Source organism: Sphingobacterium siyangense (assembly GCF_007830445.1).
GTDB classification, from domain to species: Bacteria; Bacteroidota; Bacteroidia; order Sphingobacteriales; family Sphingobacteriaceae; genus Sphingobacterium; species Sphingobacterium siyangense.
The window spans coordinates 22,262-40,411 of record NZ_VLKR01000006.1 but is presented as its reverse complement, the minus strand read 5'-3'; the positions used below and the strand labels follow the sequence as shown (position 1 = coordinate 40,411).

Here is an 18,150-nt window from a genome sequence, read left to right as displayed (position 1 = left end):
CTTCTTTATCCTTTATAGATGATTAAAAATTTATTTCTCTGTTTTATAGCCCTTTGGATTGGATCCCTATTGTCTTCCTGTCAAAAAGGTGAACCTATTGTAGAAACTGAAGAATTGGCCCGGATTGCTTTTAGATCCTATAGCACTGCGTCGGTGGATGTAAAAAGAGTAACGATAGATGGAAAAGTTGCTAATCCAAACGATGCTAATTTTATTTTTATACGAAATAAAGATGCCGATTCTTCATCGGTCGTTGCATATAATAGTAATGATCAGGTCGTCCTAGAGCAACGGCTTCCGCTCAAATCAGGATTAAATACCTTTGGTGTACATAGTAAAAGTCCCATTGATCCGTCACTCGTTGTTGGGCCAAATCCCTTGGGAGATGATGTTGAATCGATTCCGGGTGTGAGGCAAGTAAAGATCTTAAATTATAATAAAACAATTTCACCTAATGGTGAGCCAATTCGATTGGCGGTTTATCAAGGTAAGCCTGTCTATGATGAAAGTTGGGGAATGGATATGGTCAAGTATGACGAAAATCCAATCCTGATTACCGACTTGATATCAGATAAAATTCCCGAAGAATTTATCAAAATACCGATTGACGCTACTTTTGTGCCAAAGGCGCAAGTATTAGATAAGGATTTAAAACCGATCCTTATAGATGGACAAAAAGTCTTTTTGTTTTTTAATTTTTCGGTAGATATCGGTATTGTATATCTCCCTCAAAAAGAATCCGATGCATATTTTGATGTTGATGCATTCTCAGAAATTGGAGGGATAGGCTATGGTTTGGATAATATCTGGCTACAGAAATAAAACTCATTACAAAACAAACACAGATACCCGTCAACACTTACATCAATGGTAAACCATTAATTCAAAAAAATAGTCATTATGAAAGGCATCAATGCTATAAAACATCGTAATTTATTTGCTATCTCCCTGAAAATTCAGGGAGATGTAGATCAGTCCGTTGATGCGGCTGCGCTGCTATCCTTAAGGAATGAAATGGCGGAGCTGAATGAACTTTATCGGCAATATTTGGAACAGTTGCAGCAGCTGGAAGACATCGTACAGGACTATGAATCGAAGGAGCGAACCATTCGTTCGAAAATCTTGTCTCCTTCTCTTCGCAAATTAGCCAAAAATGGACAGACTGGAGCCGATCTACGTATGATCATCACCTCATTAAATTCTTGTGCACACTGATAAAATTATTTTTCGGTCTTATCCTCTGTACTCACTTCGATAGGTATTACCTGATAAGTACTTCCTCTATATTTGGGGGATAAAATGTTCGTCTTTTCTGTTGTATTGATAGTGCCCTTGACTCTGGTGTTTTTATCACGAATTGTTCGTAACACTTCCCGGATCAATGGATCTCTGGTGTCACCTATTGGGGGTAAAGGTAAAAAGGCAAATTCGTCGATCTTGATAGAAGGAGTAATTCCGTTGCTATAATCTCCTTGTCCCATTTTATTGTATATTTTATAGATCATGGGAATCAAATGCCAAGCACGTTCAGTGCCATGAATTTCCTCAGGTGTAGATAGTGTGGTCGATGCCATATCTTTTCCATAGGTTTTATCGCCAACCTGTACAACCTGTACATAGGGATGTAATCCATTAATTAACATTTCGGACGCAGATGCCGTGTTTGGCCCTGTGAGTATAAAAATTCTTTTTAAATGTAAACCTTGTTTTAGAACATCTTTTGCTGAAAATGAATAGCCATCGGGCTGACCTTGCAGTGCTGCTGCGAAGCTGTCTTCTCTATTTTTGATATTTTTGTTGCCTTGGTATTTGGCAAAAATGTCGTTTTCCTTGATGTCTGCCAATAAGAGTGCGCAAAATGAGGCGAAAGCAACCTGTCCACCGGGGTTATAACGTAAATCGACAATAAGTTCTTGTACCTGTTGGGACTTGAAATTTTGGACCGCTTCCAATAATGAATATGCCCCACTAAAGTCAAATTGACTTAAAAATATATAGCCTACCGTGGGGGAGGAGGAGATGAGTTTAGCGGTATAGAGGACAGGCTGGGAAATATAGGAAGAAGGCAGATGAAAGATTTTGCCATCGTTTCGCGTCAAATGCATTGCCGGTAAAATCAAGGATTTGCTTAGTAGCGATTTCAGGTTGCTCTGGTCGATAGGCTCGTTGTTGATGTGGCTTATGCTGTCTCCCCTTTTGAGTCCTATTAAATCTCCTTCGCTGAAGGGAACAATCTGGGTGATCAGTTGGATGGTTTTACCTGTTGTTTGGAGTTGTACCATATCGAACCCAAAAGTATTTGTTAGCGTATTTCCATAGGTATCACTATTTAGGGTTTGTAAGATAGTGGAAAAATGATCTTCGGGGTATAGGATATGTTTGAAAAATAAATCTGGACTTTGTTGGTAATCTTGGGTTGATCCAATTTTATAATTCCAGTAGTAGTAGCGTTTCATTTGGTCTAATGTCCACTGGTTGATGGTTTCATTTGAGCCGGGTTCGTGAAGTGGTGGATCCTTTTCACAAGAGGAAAAGATCAACGAAAAGAAAGCCAACACAAGAGCATGGGGTCTACGCATTTTTTAAATTTTGCTTTATTAAAAATACGTGTTATGCTGTTTGTTTGGAAGTTATCTTTTTGTTGCTCAAATGTTTATTTACTTTAAATAGGGGGATCTTTTTACGTTTACCTTATCAAAGAATAAGATTTCGATAAGAAAAGGAGTAATAAAAAAGGCATCACTTCACGTGATGCCTTTGGCTTGTATAAATCAAAGAATATCGATTAATAAAGCGTGAACTCTACGCGACGGTTTTGTTGACGACCATCAGCGGTTTTGTTTGATGCGATCGGTTGGTCAGGGCCATAACCTGTCGCTTCAATACGTGATGCATTAGCACCTTGAGATACTAAATAAGCTTTTACCGATTCAGCGCGTTCTTTTGATAAACGCATGTTCAATTCACGGGAACCTGTATTATCGGTGTGACCAGCTAGTTTTAAGCTAAAATTTTTCTCGATTAACAGTTCGGCTACTTTATTTAATGTCGCGTATGACGTAGGACGTATGGTTGCTTTTCCTAAATCGAATTCCAGGTTTTTGATTGCGTCAGCAACAACTTTTCGGTCAGCCTCTGTTACAACAACCTTCTCAACCACTCTTGTTTCGTTTTTAACAACAATTGGACATCCTGCACCGTCTACCTGAACACCTGAAGGTGTGCCTGGGCATTTGTCATATTTGTTAGCTACACCATCACCATCATCATCTTTCAGGTCATTGTTTAGGCCATCCAATTGATTTTGTAGTGCTTGGTTTTTAGCATTTAAAGCATCATTTTGTGCTTTAAGATCATCATATTTCAATGTGTAGTCGTTAACTAAGGTCGCTACTGGATTTGAATTGTTCAAAGCCGGTTTGCTACCATTACCCAATGCAAATTCTAAACCACCATGGATGTAAGTAAACAAGTCATTCTTATATTGACCACCTTGAATACCGTCAAAGTTTTGGTTAACCCAATTTAACTGATAACCCAACTCGAAGTTGATCCCTTTGGCAACAGCAAATTTAAGTCCCATGTCCAATGGTACGTAAATTTTGGAAATGCCATCCGATTCTTGGGAAGTTGTTCCTGTCGTCAACGTAGTTTTGCTGTTCATCACACCAACACCTATTGATGCATAAGGTTTGATGAAACTGTTAAAGAATCTCCAATTGGTATTTGCTGCTTGGAACTCTCCAGATAATGCAGCGGACCAAGGTGTTTTAGCTTCAAAAGATTGCGTTCCATCTTTAAATGCGCCACCTGTTTTACCGCCAAAGTAGCTTGCTTTAATGCCAAAAGAAGGAGATATTTGTTTCTTGATATAAGCACTGTAACCCAGGTTCCATGCCAAATCCTCATAATCTGCACGGTTAAAACCAGCAATATTGGTTTGGTTAGTCACCCCTGCACCGATACCAATAGACCATGTTCTGTATTGCGTAACCGGACCAAATGGTGTTGTTCCTTCAATGGATGATCCCTTCGCATTTTGGGCAATTGCATTATTGGTAAATAAGCCCGCTGATGCTAGAGCAAGTACTAATTGTAATTTTAGTTTCATATAATTTGTGTTTGTATAAACTGATGTAAAAGTAATAAGTTAAAAATTAAATTCACTATAGGTTTGTAGTTGAAATATGATATTTGGTAAATAAAAAGGTGTTTCTGTTAAAAACACCTTTTTATTAGTGTAATTTGTTAGTTATTAATAAAGTGTAAATTCAACACGGCGATTCTGTTGACGACCCGCTGCGTTTTTATTGGATGCAATCGGTTGGTCTGGACCATATCCAGTTGCTTCGATGCGCGACGCGTTAGCACCCTGAGATACTAAATATGCTTTTACAGACTCTGCACGCTCTTTAGATAAACGCATATTTAATTCACGTGAACCTGTATTGTCGGTGTGACCTGCGAGATTTAAACTAAAATTCTTCTCGATCAATAATGCAGCAACTTTATTCAATGTTGCATACGAAGTGGAGCGAATCGTTGCTTTACCTAAATCGAATTCTAAGTTTTTGATCGCTTCAGCAACAACTTTTCGATCGGCTTCGGTAACGACTACTTTTTCAACAACTTTGGTTTCGTTTTTCACAACAATTGGACAACCTGATCCGTCAACCTGAACACCTGAAGGTGTGCCCGGACATTTATCATATTTGTTGGCAACACCGTCACCGTCGTCATCTTTTAGATCATTGTTTAGACCGTCCAATTGACCTTGCAAAGCTTGGTTTTTAGCATTCAATGCATCATTTTGAGCTTTTAGATCATCGTATTTTACTGTATAGTCATTCACAAGGGTTGCGACAGGATTTGAATTATTCAATGCAGGTTTGCTGCTGCTGCCCAATGCGAATTCTAAGCCGGCATGTGCGTAAGTAAATAAGTCATTTTTATATTGTTGATCAACTGTTCTGTTGTCAAATCTTTGGTTTGCCCAATTCAATTGGTATCCCAATTCAAAGTTAATACCTTTGGCAACAGCGAATTTCAAACCAAAATCTGCGGGAACATAGATCTTAGAATAAGAATCTCCATATTCACCTTTGTTACCACCAGCGATTGCAGCAGTTTCAGCATTCATTACCCCAACACCAATCGATGCATAAGGTTTAATAAAACTGTTGAAAAATCTCCAATTCGTGTTGGCTGCTAAAAACTCACCAGATAAGGCAACTGACCAAGGAGTTTTGGTTTCGAATCCAGTTTGCTTGTCGCTGTTATCATAACCAGCTGACTTTCCGCCAAAATAAGTTGCTTTTAATCCGAATGATGGCGAGATTTGTTTCTTGATATAAGCACTATATCCTAAATTCCAGTCTAGTTTGTCATAACCACCATTGTTAAACTTGGCGATATTCTGCAAGCTTGTTACACCGGCTCCTACACCGATAGACCAGGTTCTATATTGTGTTGCCGAACCTAATGGAGTTGTGCCTTCGATTGATGCTTCTTTTGTGCTTTGCGCAAAGGATGCGGTGGATAAAATTCCTGCCGCAACAAGTAATCCTGATTTTTTAAGGCTAATTTTCATAATGCGTGTTTGTAAAATTATCTACTATAATACTGTTGTTAAATTAACTCACTGAACACTCTTGCAATAAATTTGCCAAAAATTATTTGGTTACTCTACACGCCCAAAAAAGTTTGGCACCTCAATTTCAAAAGCCAGATGCTTAACAATATTTTCTGTAAAAATGTTTTGGAAAAAAGTTTTTCTGCTTTTTGTGATCAAAATAACATCGATATCTTCATCCCGGATAATGGTATGGATACCGTTAGCAATATTCTCTCGTGAACCTGCAAAATAACTTGGCGACTTGATGATATAGGAAATATCCTCGATACCAGTTTCAGCAATGATCTGTTCAATCCAATTTTTAAGTTTTTCTCCTAATATATTGATATCTAGGTTGTTTTTGTTGATGTGGATAAGCTGTAAATGGAAATTTTTTCCATACAATGGTATCGCTTGTTTAAGCACTTCAAGTTCACCGGGTTTGAAATTTGTCAATAGAGCGATGTTGTCATTTTTGAATTTTGTCACGTTTTTCGGGATGGCTAGAACAGGGATCTTCGACTCTTTAATGACATCATATGTATTGCTTCCAATCAATACAGATTCAAGTCCGGTCACTCCTTTTGTACCCATAATCACCGTTTGATAGACCTCTTTTATCTCTTGTTTATCCAGTGTTTCAGCCAAAATACCGTTGGCAAATAAGGTAGAAATTTTAAGCGAAGGATATTCCTGTAGAAGTTCGGCTACAAGTTTTTCCATCTGATGGCGAGCTTCTCCCTCGGTGGGGTCTACTAAATGCTTCGCATTTGCAAATTTGTTGATATGCGAAGTGAACGAATGAAAGAGTGTAATCTCATCATTTGTTGTCGTCGCGATTTGAGCTGCATAAAATGCGGCAACTCGTGCGTTTTCGGAATAATCTACTGGTATTAATAGTTTAGACATGGCTATAAGGTTATGCTTTAGTAAAAAATATTGGAACTAAGGGATGACTAAATAATGCTTTTGCAACGGAACGCGTAAAAACACGTTCAAAGAACGATTTCCTCGATCGTGTCACCAGTAATATTTTGATCTTTTCCTCATGGATCATCTCATTAATCACTTCCGGAACCGTATCTAAGTCCTCAATGTCGCCTTGTATTGAATCCACTTCTATAGCAATATTGGTCACACCAATATATTTTTTGATCTTATATTTCCATACTTCAAGCTTGTCTTCGATTCTGTTTTCTGATGAATGATCGTAGTGAACATGCATAAGTTTTAGTTCAAAGTCTTTGCCGATAATGTTGACAAAATCCTGCACGGTCTGTACCTCTTCTTCTTTAAAATTAGACAGTAAGCCAACTTTGTCAATAGGTGTAAAGGACGCTTCAGTTGGGATGGCCAAGACAGGTATTTTGGCTTTTTTGCTAATGACATAGGTCGTGCTGCCAATAAGTTGGCTGTCGTCATTGGTGATGCCTTTAGTCCCCATGATGACAAAATCGAATCGACTAGGAGTGGCGAGCTCCGGTAGTGTTTCAGTAATCATACCGCGCTCACATTGGGTGGTTATTTCAAGCGTAGGATGCTTTAATTTTATTGATTCTGCCAGATTTTTAATAAGGATATCAGCTTTGAATGTTTGGGAAGTTGCCTCGTTACGGCTATTTTCTTCCTCAAATACAGCAGAAGCCGAAGTATAATTGTGGTAAAGATGGATAGAATACCCCTTTTCGAGGGCAAGGTCCACTGCGTAATTTACAGCATTATTAGAATGAGCCGAAAAATCTACCGGTAGTAGAATGTTTTTTTTCATTAGAAGGAATTTAATCTACAAAATCTAATCTTATTTATTTTGCATTTAGGGAATGTGCGTGAAAGTGTACTGGATTCCCTATTTTACTATCAAATGTAATAAAACAAATGTAATTGTGAATGACCTTAAGTCAAATAGTTTTTGTTGTTTTACGTATTGAATTTGACGCGCTTTAGACAAATATGAATAACGAATAACAGTTTTAAAATGTTGTATTTAATATCAGTTTGTGATTTCTGTCATATCTAAAATAAGTGTACCCTAATTGTCTGTATGTTATCTCCTGATTTTTTTGTTTGAAAAGTCAATATTGAAGTTTTGGTCGTTTAGAGAAAACAGTCGTTTCAAGGTCAATATATGGAATTCTACATTGCATAACCTACCAATTTTGAGTAAGTTTGCACATATTTTTAGATAATTAAATGACAAGTAGAGAAATTCGTCAAGCCTTTCTGGACTTTTTTAAAAGTAAAGGGCATCAGATAGTACCTTCAGCACCAGTAGTGGTAAAAAATGACCCGACATTAATGTTTACCAATGCGGGGATGAATCAATTCAAAGATTTGTTTCTTGGTGAAGCACCCATCAAATTCCCGCGTGTTGCCGATACGCAACGTTGTTTGCGTGTTTCCGGAAAGCACAATGATTTGGAAGAAGTAGGGATCGATACCTACCACCATACGTTGTTTGAGATGTTGGGAAATTGGAGCTTTGGTGATTACTTTAAGAAAGAAGCTATTGCTTGGGCTTGGGAGCTGTTGACAGAAGTATATAAATTAGACAAAGATCGTTTATATGTAACTATTTTTGAGGGGGATGCAAAAGAAGGCTTAGAACGTGATATGGAAGCTTTCGATTTCTGGAAAGAATGGATTGGTGAAGATAGAATTCTCCTTGGTAACAAAAAAGATAATTTCTGGGAAATGGGCGAGACAGGGCCTTGTGGACCTTGTTCCGAAATCCATTTCGATATGCGTAGTCCGGAAGAGCGCGTACAGACTTCAGGGCAGAGTTTGGTCAACGCAGACCACCCTCAAGTAATTGAGATCTGGAACCTTGTCTTCATGCAATTTAATCGGTTGAAAGATGGTTCACTTCAGTCGTTACCAGCTAAACATGTGGATACGGGAATGGGCTTTGAGCGTTTGGTGCGATGTATACAGGGGAAGACCTCCAATTATGATACAGATGTATTTACGCCTACCATTGATTTTATTGCTGAGAAGTCAGGTATAAAATACGGTATAGATGAAAAGTCTGATATTGCCATGCGGGTAGTGTCTGATCATATTCGTGCGGTTAGTTTTGCAATTTCCGATGGTCAACTGCCATCCAACAATAAAGCTGGCTACGTGATCCGTCGTATTTTACGTCGTGCAGTACGTTATGCGTATACATTTTTAGGCTTTAAGACTCCTTTTATCAATGAACTTGTACCTGTATTGGCAGCTCAGTTCGCCGGAGTATTTGACGAATTGATCCAGCAGCAGGATTTTGTACAGAAAGTAATCTTGGAAGAAGAGGTTTCATTCTTAAGAACGTTGTCTACGGGCGTCCAACGTTTTGAAAATTATGTGGAGGACCACACCGTAATTAATGGGGATTTTGCTTTTGAATTATACGATACTTATGGATTCCCGATCGATTTGACGGAATTGCTAGCGCGCGAAAAAGGTTTAACAGTTGATATGGAAGGTTTCAACCAGGCACTTCAAATTCAGAAAGATCGTTCTCGTGCTGCCACTGCTATAGATACGGGTGATTGGGTTGTGGTAAATGATGATGATGGATTTGAATTTGTAGGCTATGATACGTTAACTGCCGTTACTGAAGTTATTAAATACCGTAAAGTTGTTGCGAAAAATAAAGAGCAATTCCAATTGGTGCTTTCTGTTAGTCCTTTTTATGCCGAAGGTGGTGGCCAAGTAGGCGACTCTGGAGAATTGGTTTCCGAAGAAACTGGAGAAAAGATTTATATCACAGATACGAAAAAGGAAAACGGTCTATTTGTACATTTTACAAACAAATTGCCGCTGGAATTGAAAGGAACATTTGTTGCGCAGGTCGATAAAACCAAAAGAATCGATACTGAAAACAATCACTCCGCAACACATTTGCTGCATGCTGCCCTGAAGCAGGTGTTGGGAAGTCACGTGAATCAAAAGGGATCATTGGTCAACGCAGATATTTTGCGCTTTGATATCTCTCATTTTGCAAAAATGACTGAAGAAGAGGTCAAACAGGTGGAAGATATTGTCAATGCCAAAATTCGTGAAAATATTCCATTGAAGGAGGAACGAAATGTACCTTATCAACAAGCATTGGATTCGGGCGTAACAGCACTATTTGGTGAGAAGTATGGCGATTTTGTTCGTGTAATCACCTTCGAAGATCAATATTCTAAAGAATTGTGCGGTGGTACACATGTTAAAGCAACGGGGCAAATAGGTTTTTTCAAAATTGTTTCTGAATCTGCTGTAGCAGCTGGTGTACGTCGTATAGAAGCGATCACTGGAACTCGCTCTGCAGCTGTTATCCGCGAGCATTTCGAATTGGTTCACCACCTGAAAGAGCTCATGAATAATCCGAAAGATTTTGTTTCTGCACTGGGTAAAATCATCGATGAGAATGGTGCTTTGAAAAAAGAGGTAGAGAAAAGTATTACAGAAAAATCCTTAGCGTTAAAGTCAGATCTGGAAGCAAAGATCCAGCAGGTCGGCGAGATTAATTTCTTGTCCACAATCGTCGATCTACCGAGTGCAGAGGCGGTGAAAACCTTGGCTTATGCGGTAAAGGGGGCTGTTAATAACTTGTTCCTGGTGATCGGTGCTGAATTTGATGGTAAGCCAAGTTTGACCGTTGTCATATCAGACGAATTGGCCAAAGAAAAAGGGTTGAACGCAAGTAATATTGTGCGTGATTTGGCTAAGGATATCCAAGGTGGCGGCGGTGGTCAGCCGTTCTTCGCAACAGCTGGAGGTAAGAACCCAGCCGGATTAAAAGGTGCAATTGAGCGAGCAATAGATTTCTTGAAATAAATTTTAGGGGTAGTTGAACAGGCTACTTAGCTGAACTAGGATGTAAATAGATGATTTTATTTCCTAAATATACAATACGAAACCATCAGATTTATTCGACTTCTTCCTTGGAAGATCCGAATAAATCTGATCGTTTTCACGATTCTTTAAGCTGCGACATGTAGCGTGAATCAAACAGAGCAAAGCCATTTGCGTAATTGGGAATAGGTACTTAACAAATAAAAATAAACGGATGAAAAAGGCAGTTTTTTTAGCAGTAGTAGGGATCGTTGGTTTGATGATGGGTTGCCAAAATAAAGAACAGTTTACCATCGCTGGAAATGTCGAAAATCCTGGCAATATCAAAGTTATTTCATTGTATGAAGGTGATACCAAGCTGGATTCTATGTTTTTTGGCGATAATAACAAATTTCAGTTTGTACGACCTGCTAGCCAATCCAGATTGTTGTCCTTGCGTGTCGGTAAAAATCGGTACGATTTAATTGCTTCTCGGGGGGAGACAATTACATTTAAGACAGATTTGCATAAAGATGTAAATGATTACCAGGTTGATGGTTCTGAATTGTCAAAGACTATACAGCCTTTTGCCAAAGAGCGAAATTATCGCGATTATCTACAGGACTCATTGCAGACGGTGTTTTCAAAGCTAACGGCCAATTCCACAGCAGCTGAGATCGAAAAGATTCGTGCTGAATATAAATCAAAGTTTGCAGAAGAATTGCGTGCATATACAAAAAAAGCAGTCGATTTCTCGAATAAGCACAATGATCTTGCAGGTTTTTATGCAATCTCTACCTTAGATCCTGAAGTAGCCGAAAATGAAATCATTACCTATGCAGATAAAATAAAAAATGAATTTACGGAGAACAGATATGTAACACAGTTTAAAGAGGAGACCCAAAAACTGAAAAAAATGGCAATTGGGCAACCTGCTCCTGAGTTGACTTCTTTTACACCTTCAAACAAAGAAGTTAAATTATCGAGTTTTAAAGGGAAATATACTTTGGTGGATTTTTGGGCTTCATGGTGTATGCCCTGTCGCCAGGAAAACCCTAATCTCGTTAGGTTGTACAATACCTATCATGGTAAAGGCTTTGATATACTCTCCGTTTCATTTGATGATAATCCTGGTTCCTGGATGCGTGCTATCGAAGATGACAAGTTAACTTGGACACATGTGTCAGATTTGAAGGCTTGGAGCTCACCGGTTGTCATTGATTACCGTGTTAAAGCCTTGCCTACCTCATACATTCTCGATCCGAACGGCATTATTATAGCAAAGAACTTGCGTGGAGAGGAACTGGAGGCATTTTTGAAGAAAACAATTAAGTAATCAATGTGTTATTGTTAAATATTATATTACTTAATAATTTGGTAACATTAGATTAACTGATTGTTATCATTTTGTTTATAATTTAGCAAAAAAAATAAGACAAATGAGTTCTTCGAAACAAAAGATTTTAATTGTTGATGACGAAAAAGATATCTTGGATTTAATTGCATTCAACTTAAATCGTGAAGGTTATCAGGTCTCTACAGCGCAAAATGGAGAAGAGGCAATCAACGTTGCTAAACAAGTAAATCCGGACCTTATCATTTTGGATGTGATGATGCCAAAGATGGACGGAATTGAAGCTTGTCGCATCATGCGCGCAATGCCTGAATTCAAAAGTACATTCATGGTATTTTTGACTGCAAGAAGTGAAGAGTATTCGGAGATCGCAGGATTTCATGTCGGTGCAGACGACTATATAGCAAAGCCAATTAAGCCGCGTGCTTTAATGAGTCGTATAAACGCTATTTTAAGAAGAAATACTTCTGAAGAGTCAGATGCCACTGTTCAAGATAAGATTGAAATTGCCGATTTGGTCATTGATCGAGATTCTTTCTTAGTTTACAAAGGGGAACAAAAGATTGTTCTTGCAAAGAAAGAGTTTGAGTTATTGTATCTATTGGCTTCAAAACCAAACAAGGTGTTTACGCGTGAGCAGATCTTAAAGAGCATTTGGGAAGATTCTGTTGTTGTAACCAATCGAACAATTGATGTTCACATTCGCAAGTTGCGCGAAAAGATAGGTGATGATTATGTAACCACCGTAAAAGGAGTAGGATACAAATTCGATAAAGAATAAAAAGAGAGGCTAGGGCCTCTTTTTTTTTGCGATTAACTTTCCGGAGTTTAGATTTAATGCGATTCGTCTTGCGCCAAATCTCGACAAATACGAGTAGGATATTTCAAATTTGACATAGGAGGAAGGAGAGAATTTAAGGAGAAATTTGTCCTCCATATAGGCAACTCTTTATCGAGATAACTTGATATCACCACAACAAATCTTTACTTTTGACCTAAAGCAAAGTAAAAATTTCAACATGTCATCTATTCTTATAAAATCTGCGCAACTTGTCAATGAAGGTAAAGTTGAGGTTGCTGACGTATATATCAGCAATGGTCGAATCGAAATGATTGCTCAGGAAATTAATCATCCTGCTGATCAGGAAATAAATGCTGAGGGGCTACACTTGCTACCTGGACTTATTGATGACCAGGTTCACTTTAGAGAACCCGGTTTAACTTATAAAGCGGATATATGGCATGAGAGCCGTGCCGCAGTTGCCGGTGGGACAACCTCCTTTATGGAAATGCCTAACACTGTTCCTAATACGTTGACCCAACAATTGCTTCAAGATAAATATGATATTGCAGCAAAAAATGCGCTGGCCAATTATTCATTCTTTATGGGGGCAGCTAATGATAATCTTGAGGAGGTACTTAAAACGAATCCAAGAAATGTCTGTGGTATAAAAGTTTTTATGGGCTCCTCTACTGGCAATATGCTGGTTGATAATGAAAAAGCGTTGGAAGGTATTTTTGCGAATGCTCCGACCTTGGTGGCTACGCACTGTGAAGATGAGGCAACGATAAAGGCGAATTTGGCCCTATTTAAGGAAAAATATGGTGAGGATGGATTAAAAATTGAGATGCATCCATTGATTCGTTCTGAGGAAGCTTGTTATTTGTCTTCGTCGAAAGCTGTCGAACTGGCAAAAAAGCACAATACACGCTTGCATATCCTTCATATTTCAACCGCCAAAGAAATTGCATTATTTAATAATGATATTCCGCTAAAGGATAAAAAAATAACGGCTGAAGCCTGTATTCATCACCTTTGGTTTTCGGATCAGGATTATGCCTCAAAAGGTAATTTTATCAAATGGAACCCAGCGGTAAAAACTGCCAATGATCGCGATCAGATTTTAAAAGCTGTACTGGATGGACATATCGATCTGATAGCGACTGATCACGCTCCGCATACAATTGAGGAGAAATCTCAACCCTATACTTCAGCACCAAGTGGAGGGCCTCTTGTACAACATGCGTTGCAAGCCTTGTTAGATATGGTCAAAGCAGGAAAAATGACCCTGGAACAATTAGTGCAAAAATCTGCACACAATACGGCTACATTGTTTCAAATCGAAGATAGAGGATACATTCGTGAGGGATATTGGGCGGATCTTGTGTTGGTCGATCTCAATAAACCTTATACGGTATCGAAAGCGAATATCCTGTCGAAATGTGGCTGGTCACCATTTGAGGGGCACACGTTTAGTTCAACGATTGAACATACTCTCGTATCAGGTAAACTTGCTTTCTCCAACGGACAACTTATTGAAAGGGGTGTTGGTGAACGTCTGTTGTTCAACCGATAGTATTTAGCAATGGAAAAAAGAGCCTTTCTAAAATCGATTGCTTTAAGCGTGTTGTCTATTCCTGTACTGGGAATGGGGCAGCCAACCAGAGATAGAGACGAATTGTACGGTCAGGCTGTTTTGCTTGCAACGAGGTTAAAATTGGGGGATACCATAGGTTTAATAACGCCCGCAGGTGTATTGGATGATGAAGAATCAATTAGTATTGCACGTGAGATATTTGAGACCTTAGGTTTTAAAGTAAAAGAAGGTAAACATATACGCAGCCGCTACGGTAATTTGGCCGGTACAGATCAGGAGCGTATTGCAGACATTCATGATATGTTTGCAGACAAGACCGTCAAAGCGATTGTTTGCATCAGAGGAGGTTCGGGTACATCACGTCTTTTAGATCGATTAGATTACAGACTGATCGCCAATAACCCCAAAATTTTATTGGGATATTCAGATATAACAGCATTAATTTTGGCATTATATGCCAAGACAGGGCTTGTAACGTTTCATGGTGCAGTGGGTATCAGTACCTGGACTAAGAAACTTGCAGAGGCTTTCAATGCTCAGTTTGTAGCCAATCAGCCAGCAATATTTGAAAACCCCAAGTCTAAAGGTGATAGCATTGTACAGACCAAAGACCGAATTGCCACAATTCATCCGGGTGTAGTAGATGGGGTATTGCTTGGTGGAAATATGACCGTATTGACCGGCTTATGTGGTTCACCTTATCTGCCAGATTTTAACGATAAAATTCTTTTTCTCGAAGAGGTCGACGAAGATATGGAGCGTGTTGACCGTATGTTCTGTCAATTGAAAAATACTGGTGTACTGGGTGCGATTAAGGGTTTTATTTTTGGCAAGTGCACCAATTGTAAACCATCTGGTGGCTATGGATCCGTAACACTTGACCAATTGTTCAATGATTATATCAAACCGTTAAAAATACCCGCTTATACAGGGGCTGTCGTTGGGCATATTGCCGAACAGTTTATTTTGCCCGTAGGAGCAAAAGTCCGTGTAGATGCTTCGCAAGGAACGATTGCTTTAATGGAGCCTGCATTAAAAGATTAATATGAAATTAGTAAAAGTTGATTTCATCAAAGCCTTTTCTTTATATGAAGAAAAGGCTTTGATGCATAGAAGATTTAAACATGCTGATATTTTACCATTATTAGAAAATATCAGGAGCACTGGACGTTTTGCTGTATCGGAAATTGGGAAGTCCACTGAAGATCGTTCGATCTTTCGACTACAATACGGACAAGGGCCAATCAAGATACTTTTATGGTCACAAATGCATGGTGATGAACCTACGGCGACAATGGCCTTGTTTGATCTATTTAATTTTTTCAACGGAAAAGATGATGGTTTAGATGCCTTTAGAGATCACATAGCATCAAAAGTGACCTTGTATTTTATTCCGATGCTAAATCCTGATGGAACCGAACGGTTTCAGCGTAGGACAGCCATGGATGTGGATATGAACAGAGATGCAAGGGCAACAGCAACAGTGGAAGGGGCCTTATTGAAGGCGCAAGCCATGTTGCTAAAACCTGATTTTGCCTTTAACCTGCATAACCAAAACAATTACTACAACATTCCTGGAACAAATATGCCAGTGACAATTTCCCTATTGGCACCTGCCTATGACTATGCGCGGAGTATCAATGAAACTCGGGGAGATGCGATGCGGGTGATTGTCGGAATAAATAAAGTCCTTCAGGAATTTGTTCCAAAGGCGGTTGCAAGGTATGACGATGAGCATACACCGCGCGGTTTCGGTGATAATTTTCAAAAATGGGGCGCCAGGACGATTTTAATTGAATCAGGAGCTTATGTTGGTGATACCGAAAAAATGATGGTCCGAAAATGTAATTTCGTGGCTTTGTTAAAAGCATTTGAGGAAATTGCTGATCAATCCTTTAAACAGCATTCGGTTACCGATTATGATACAATTCCCTTCAATGATGAAAAGCTCCATGATGTGTTGCTGAGAAATTTGACCATTGAGCGAAGTGGTAAACCATTGCTTGTCGATGTTGCCATTCGGCAGAATGAAAAGACGATAGGCTCTGACTACTACGTAGAGGGTATTGTTGAAGATATTGGCGATTTGCAGGATTTTTATGGTTATGTAGATATTGATGTTGCAGGAACGGAGTTTGCTCCAGCCAAGATGTATATGGAGCCATTTGCTTCCCTGACCGATTTAGATGATACCATCGTGATGGGATTACTTGAAAAAGGCTATGCCGCTGTTATTATTGAAAATGTGATCCCGGGAGAATTTTTGCATAACCTTCCAATTCGTGTATTAACTAAAAAAGCTATAGAATTTTCACAACAATTAGCTCTCGGAGCTCAAGCGGATTTTTTTCTTCGTAAAGAAGGCAAGAACATTTACGCCGTAGTTAATGGTTATGCGATCGATTTGAAAAAAACAATGCAACAGCAGTATAAAAATCAGATAAGTTAGGAATGCTTAATATAGCTCAAAAAAGAAAAAGGTCACAGCCTGTGCTGTGACCTTTTTCTTTTTGAAACTACTAGTAGCCGGTATTCTGTTGATTTGCTATAGCTGGGTTTGCATTCATCTCATCCAGTGAAATAGGAAGAATGGTTTTAAAGAAGGTTCTATCGATCGTTTTTTGTCTATTTGTTGTGCTTATATTTCCTAAATCATCATCAAAAGTTATCGATTTGTTCCAGCGCATCATATCAAAGAAGCGGTGACCTTCTCCAAGGAGCTCTTTGCTTCTCTCATCGGCAATCATATCTAAAGTAATCGTGCCTGAGGTCGCAACATCTAATTTGGGAGAGCGTTGGCGTATTGCATTCAGGTAATTTGCTGCAAGGGCCTTGTCAGGAGATGATTTTAGTAGAGCAGCTTCAGCAGCGATAAGATATACTTCGGACAAACGGATGACCTTAATATTGACAGCGGTACTATTTGCTGTTGAATTTTTATCGCCAGCAAGCGTTGTGCTACCGCTATATTTATAGACCGCTCCTAAATGGGTGGTGCCGACTTCATCGTACGCCATAACACCCCATCTGACATCTGTCTCGTCTTTCTTAAGTTTGGCCAAGAATGGATCTGCGGCTATAAAGTTTCCCAATATGGCTGTACTGCCATGTCCTTTTCTGCGGAACATCGCACCCAGTGAACTAGTCCCTGCGTCAGCTTCATTCGGATAGACACCCAATTCTAGAATAGATTCAGTTCCAAACATACCTGTCCAGGATTTTACCCAGTTTTCATTGCTATACAATGTGTAGACTTTGGAGTCTATGACCTCCTGCGCTGATTTTAACGAATTATCATAATCATTCATATAGAGATACACACGAGCTTGCAGTGCTTTATTGGCGAAAAAATTGAAATATCCATCCGATTTGGATTTTGGCAATAAGCTCTCTGCATCCTTTAGATCCTGTACTATTTGTTTGTAGTTTTCCTCCACGGAGATACGTTTTTCCTGCGCGCTATATTCGAGTACTTTCGTTACATTAGGGATACCAAGGGCAGATTTATCCATATTGTAGGGTTTTCCATATAGCCTCACAAGATCAAAATTGATGAGGGCTCTTGCGGTCAATGCTTGTCCTTTGTAGGTATTAAAATTTTCGGTTGAACCGGCAGCGACTAGTTTATCGATATTCGTCAAAAGATTATTAATCTGCACAAGTGCATGAAATCCTTGTGTCCAGATACCTGAGTAAGGATTAGAAGAGGCTGAATGATTAAAAACATAAAGATAATCATAACCGCGACCCTGAGATGCTATCGTAAAGTCTCCTCCTTTAGCATCAGCATAGAGCGGGAAATTTCGTCCATAGTAGGCGACATTTGCCATTTTACTCATTAATCCATTCATAATAACCTTTGCGTCAGCAGCAGTTTGTATGGAGGTATTGGAGTCCCCCATATTGGTCGGTGTGACATCCAAAAAATTGCTACATGAGCTGATTGCTAATGATATTGTTATGCACGAGGCAATAAAAAGCTTTTTCATAATACTGTTTTT

Annotated in this window: 14 protein-coding genes; 8 read left to right on the top strand and 6 right to left on the bottom strand. The window is 39.0% G+C overall.

The features are described from left to right. Nucleotides 1-18: 18 nt before the first annotated feature. Together IQ31_RS07265 and IQ31_RS07260 are read left to right on the top strand one after the other, a co-directional pair. Entirely contained in the window at nucleotides 19-822 is an 804-nt protein-coding gene (locus IQ31_RS07265; RefSeq protein ID WP_088160697.1) for a hypothetical protein, read from the top strand. 78 nt (nucleotides 823-900) lie between these two features. Then, complete coding sequence (locus tag IQ31_RS07260; RefSeq protein WP_145327588.1) at nucleotides 901-1,215, top strand: hypothetical protein; 315 nt, start codon at nucleotides 901-903, stop codon at nucleotides 1,213-1,215. A gap of 5 nt (nucleotides 1,216-1,220) precedes the next feature. On the opposite strand, the gene IQ31_RS07255 is transcribed toward IQ31_RS07260, so the two are convergent. From IQ31_RS07255 to IQ31_RS07235, 5 genes are all read right to left on the bottom strand, one after another. Then, nucleotides 1,221-2,579 carry a S41 family peptidase gene (locus IQ31_RS07255; RefSeq protein ID WP_088160699.1) on the bottom strand — a complete coding sequence of 453 codons (1,359 nt, stop codon included), beginning with the start codon at nucleotides 2,577-2,579 and terminating at the stop codon, nucleotides 1,221-1,223. A 206-nt stretch (nucleotides 2,580-2,785) separates the two neighbouring features. Further along, nucleotides 2,786-4,111: an OmpA family protein gene (locus tag IQ31_RS07250; protein ID WP_145327587.1), complete on the bottom strand. Its 1,326-nt coding sequence runs from the start codon at nucleotides 4,109-4,111 to the stop codon at nucleotides 2,786-2,788. Between the two features lie 144 nt (nucleotides 4,112-4,255). Then, a complete protein-coding gene (locus IQ31_RS07245; RefSeq protein WP_145327586.1) occupies nucleotides 4,256-5,590 on the bottom strand; it encodes an OmpA family protein in 1,335 nt (444 codons plus the stop codon). Between the two features lie 90 nt (nucleotides 5,591-5,680). Then, the gene (locus IQ31_RS07240; RefSeq protein WP_088160701.1) at nucleotides 5,681-6,523 is read right to left on the bottom strand and encodes a universal stress protein; all 843 of its coding nucleotides are present in this window, start codon (nucleotides 6,521-6,523) and stop codon (nucleotides 5,681-5,683) included. A gap of 10 nt (nucleotides 6,524-6,533) precedes the next feature. Further along, on the bottom strand, nucleotides 6,534-7,382 hold the full coding sequence (locus IQ31_RS07235) for a universal stress protein (RefSeq protein WP_088160702.1): 849 nt from the start codon (nucleotides 7,380-7,382) through the stop codon (nucleotides 6,534-6,536). Between the two features lie 422 nt (nucleotides 7,383-7,804). Here IQ31_RS07235 and alaS point away from each other — a divergent pair, with 422 nt between their 5' ends. The 6 genes from alaS to IQ31_RS07205 all read left to right on the top strand — a co-directional run bounded on the left by alaS (nucleotide 7,805) and on the right by IQ31_RS07205 (nucleotide 16,598). Beyond that, nucleotides 7,805-10,420 carry an alanine--tRNA ligase gene (alaS, locus tag IQ31_RS07230; protein WP_088160703.1) on the top strand — a complete coding sequence of 872 codons (2,616 nt, stop codon included), beginning with the start codon at nucleotides 7,805-7,807 and terminating at the stop codon, nucleotides 10,418-10,420. A gap of 232 nt (nucleotides 10,421-10,652) precedes the next feature. Next, nucleotides 10,653-11,753 (top strand): TlpA family protein disulfide reductase, encoded by a 1,101-nt coding sequence (locus tag IQ31_RS07225; RefSeq protein ID WP_145327585.1) that lies wholly within the window; start codon nucleotides 10,653-10,655, stop codon nucleotides 11,751-11,753. Nucleotides 11,754-11,856: 103 nt separating this feature from the next. Beyond that, a complete protein-coding gene (locus IQ31_RS07220; protein WP_088160705.1) occupies nucleotides 11,857-12,552 on the top strand; it encodes a response regulator transcription factor in 696 nt (231 codons plus the stop codon). Between the two features lie 238 nt (nucleotides 12,553-12,790). Continuing rightward, complete coding sequence (locus IQ31_RS07215; RefSeq protein WP_145327584.1) at nucleotides 12,791-14,128, top strand: dihydroorotase; 1,338 nt, start codon at nucleotides 12,791-12,793, stop codon at nucleotides 14,126-14,128. A 9-nt stretch (nucleotides 14,129-14,137) separates the two neighbouring features. Then, nucleotides 14,138-15,193, top strand: a complete 1,056-nt coding sequence (locus tag IQ31_RS07210) for a S66 peptidase family protein (RefSeq protein ID WP_145327583.1) — start codon at nucleotides 14,138-14,140, stop codon at nucleotides 15,191-15,193. Nucleotide 15,194: 1 nt separating this feature from the next. Then, nucleotides 15,195-16,598, top strand: coding sequence for a M14 family zinc carboxypeptidase (locus tag IQ31_RS07205; protein ID WP_145327582.1), 1,404 nt, complete (start codon nucleotides 15,195-15,197; stop codon nucleotides 16,596-16,598). Nucleotides 16,599-16,668: 70 nt separating this feature from the next. Here the strand turns inward: IQ31_RS07205 and IQ31_RS07200 are convergent, their stop codons facing one another. Beyond that, on the bottom strand, nucleotides 16,669-18,138 hold the full coding sequence (locus tag IQ31_RS07200; protein ID WP_145327581.1) for a RagB/SusD family nutrient uptake outer membrane protein: 1,470 nt from the start codon (nucleotides 18,136-18,138) through the stop codon (nucleotides 16,669-16,671). Between the last annotated feature and the right edge of the window lie 12 nt (nucleotides 18,139-18,150).

What these genes read in the sequence shown, in the direction of transcription:
- IQ31_RS07265 (WP_088160697.1), top strand. Translation starts at nt 19, where the DNA reads ATGATTAAAAATTTATTTCTCTGTTTTATAGCCCTTTGGATTGGATCC.
- IQ31_RS07260 (WP_145327588.1), top strand. Translation starts at nt 901, where the DNA reads ATGAAAGGCATCAATGCTATAAAACATCGTAATTTATTTGCTATCTCC.
- IQ31_RS07255 (WP_088160699.1), bottom strand. Translation starts at nt 2,579, where the DNA reads ATGCGTAGACCCCATGCTCTTGTGTTGGCTTTCTTTTCGTTGATCTTT.
- IQ31_RS07250 (WP_145327587.1), bottom strand. Translation starts at nt 4,111, where the DNA reads ATGAAACTAAAATTACAATTAGTACTTGCTCTAGCATCAGCGGGCTTA.
- IQ31_RS07245 (WP_145327586.1), bottom strand. Translation starts at nt 5,590, where the DNA reads ATGAAAATTAGCCTTAAAAAATCAGGATTACTTGTTGCGGCAGGAATT.
- IQ31_RS07240 (WP_088160701.1), bottom strand. Translation starts at nt 6,523, where the DNA reads ATGTCTAAACTATTAATACCAGTAGATTATTCCGAAAACGCACGAGTT.
- IQ31_RS07235 (WP_088160702.1), bottom strand. Translation starts at nt 7,382, where the DNA reads ATGAAAAAAAACATTCTACTACCGGTAGATTTTTCGGCTCATTCTAAT.
- alaS (WP_088160703.1), top strand. Translation starts at nt 7,805, where the DNA reads ATGACAAGTAGAGAAATTCGTCAAGCCTTTCTGGACTTTTTTAAAAGT.
- IQ31_RS07225 (WP_145327585.1), top strand. Translation starts at nt 10,653, where the DNA reads ATGAAAAAGGCAGTTTTTTTAGCAGTAGTAGGGATCGTTGGTTTGATG.
- IQ31_RS07220 (WP_088160705.1), top strand. Translation starts at nt 11,857, where the DNA reads ATGAGTTCTTCGAAACAAAAGATTTTAATTGTTGATGACGAAAAAGAT.
- IQ31_RS07215 (WP_145327584.1), top strand. Translation starts at nt 12,791, where the DNA reads ATGTCATCTATTCTTATAAAATCTGCGCAACTTGTCAATGAAGGTAAA.
- IQ31_RS07210 (WP_145327583.1), top strand. Translation starts at nt 14,138, where the DNA reads ATGGAAAAAAGAGCCTTTCTAAAATCGATTGCTTTAAGCGTGTTGTCT.
- IQ31_RS07205 (WP_145327582.1), top strand. Translation starts at nt 15,195, where the DNA reads ATGAAATTAGTAAAAGTTGATTTCATCAAAGCCTTTTCTTTATATGAA.
- IQ31_RS07200 (WP_145327581.1), bottom strand. Translation starts at nt 18,138, where the DNA reads ATGAAAAAGCTTTTTATTGCCTCGTGCATAACAATATCATTAGCAATC.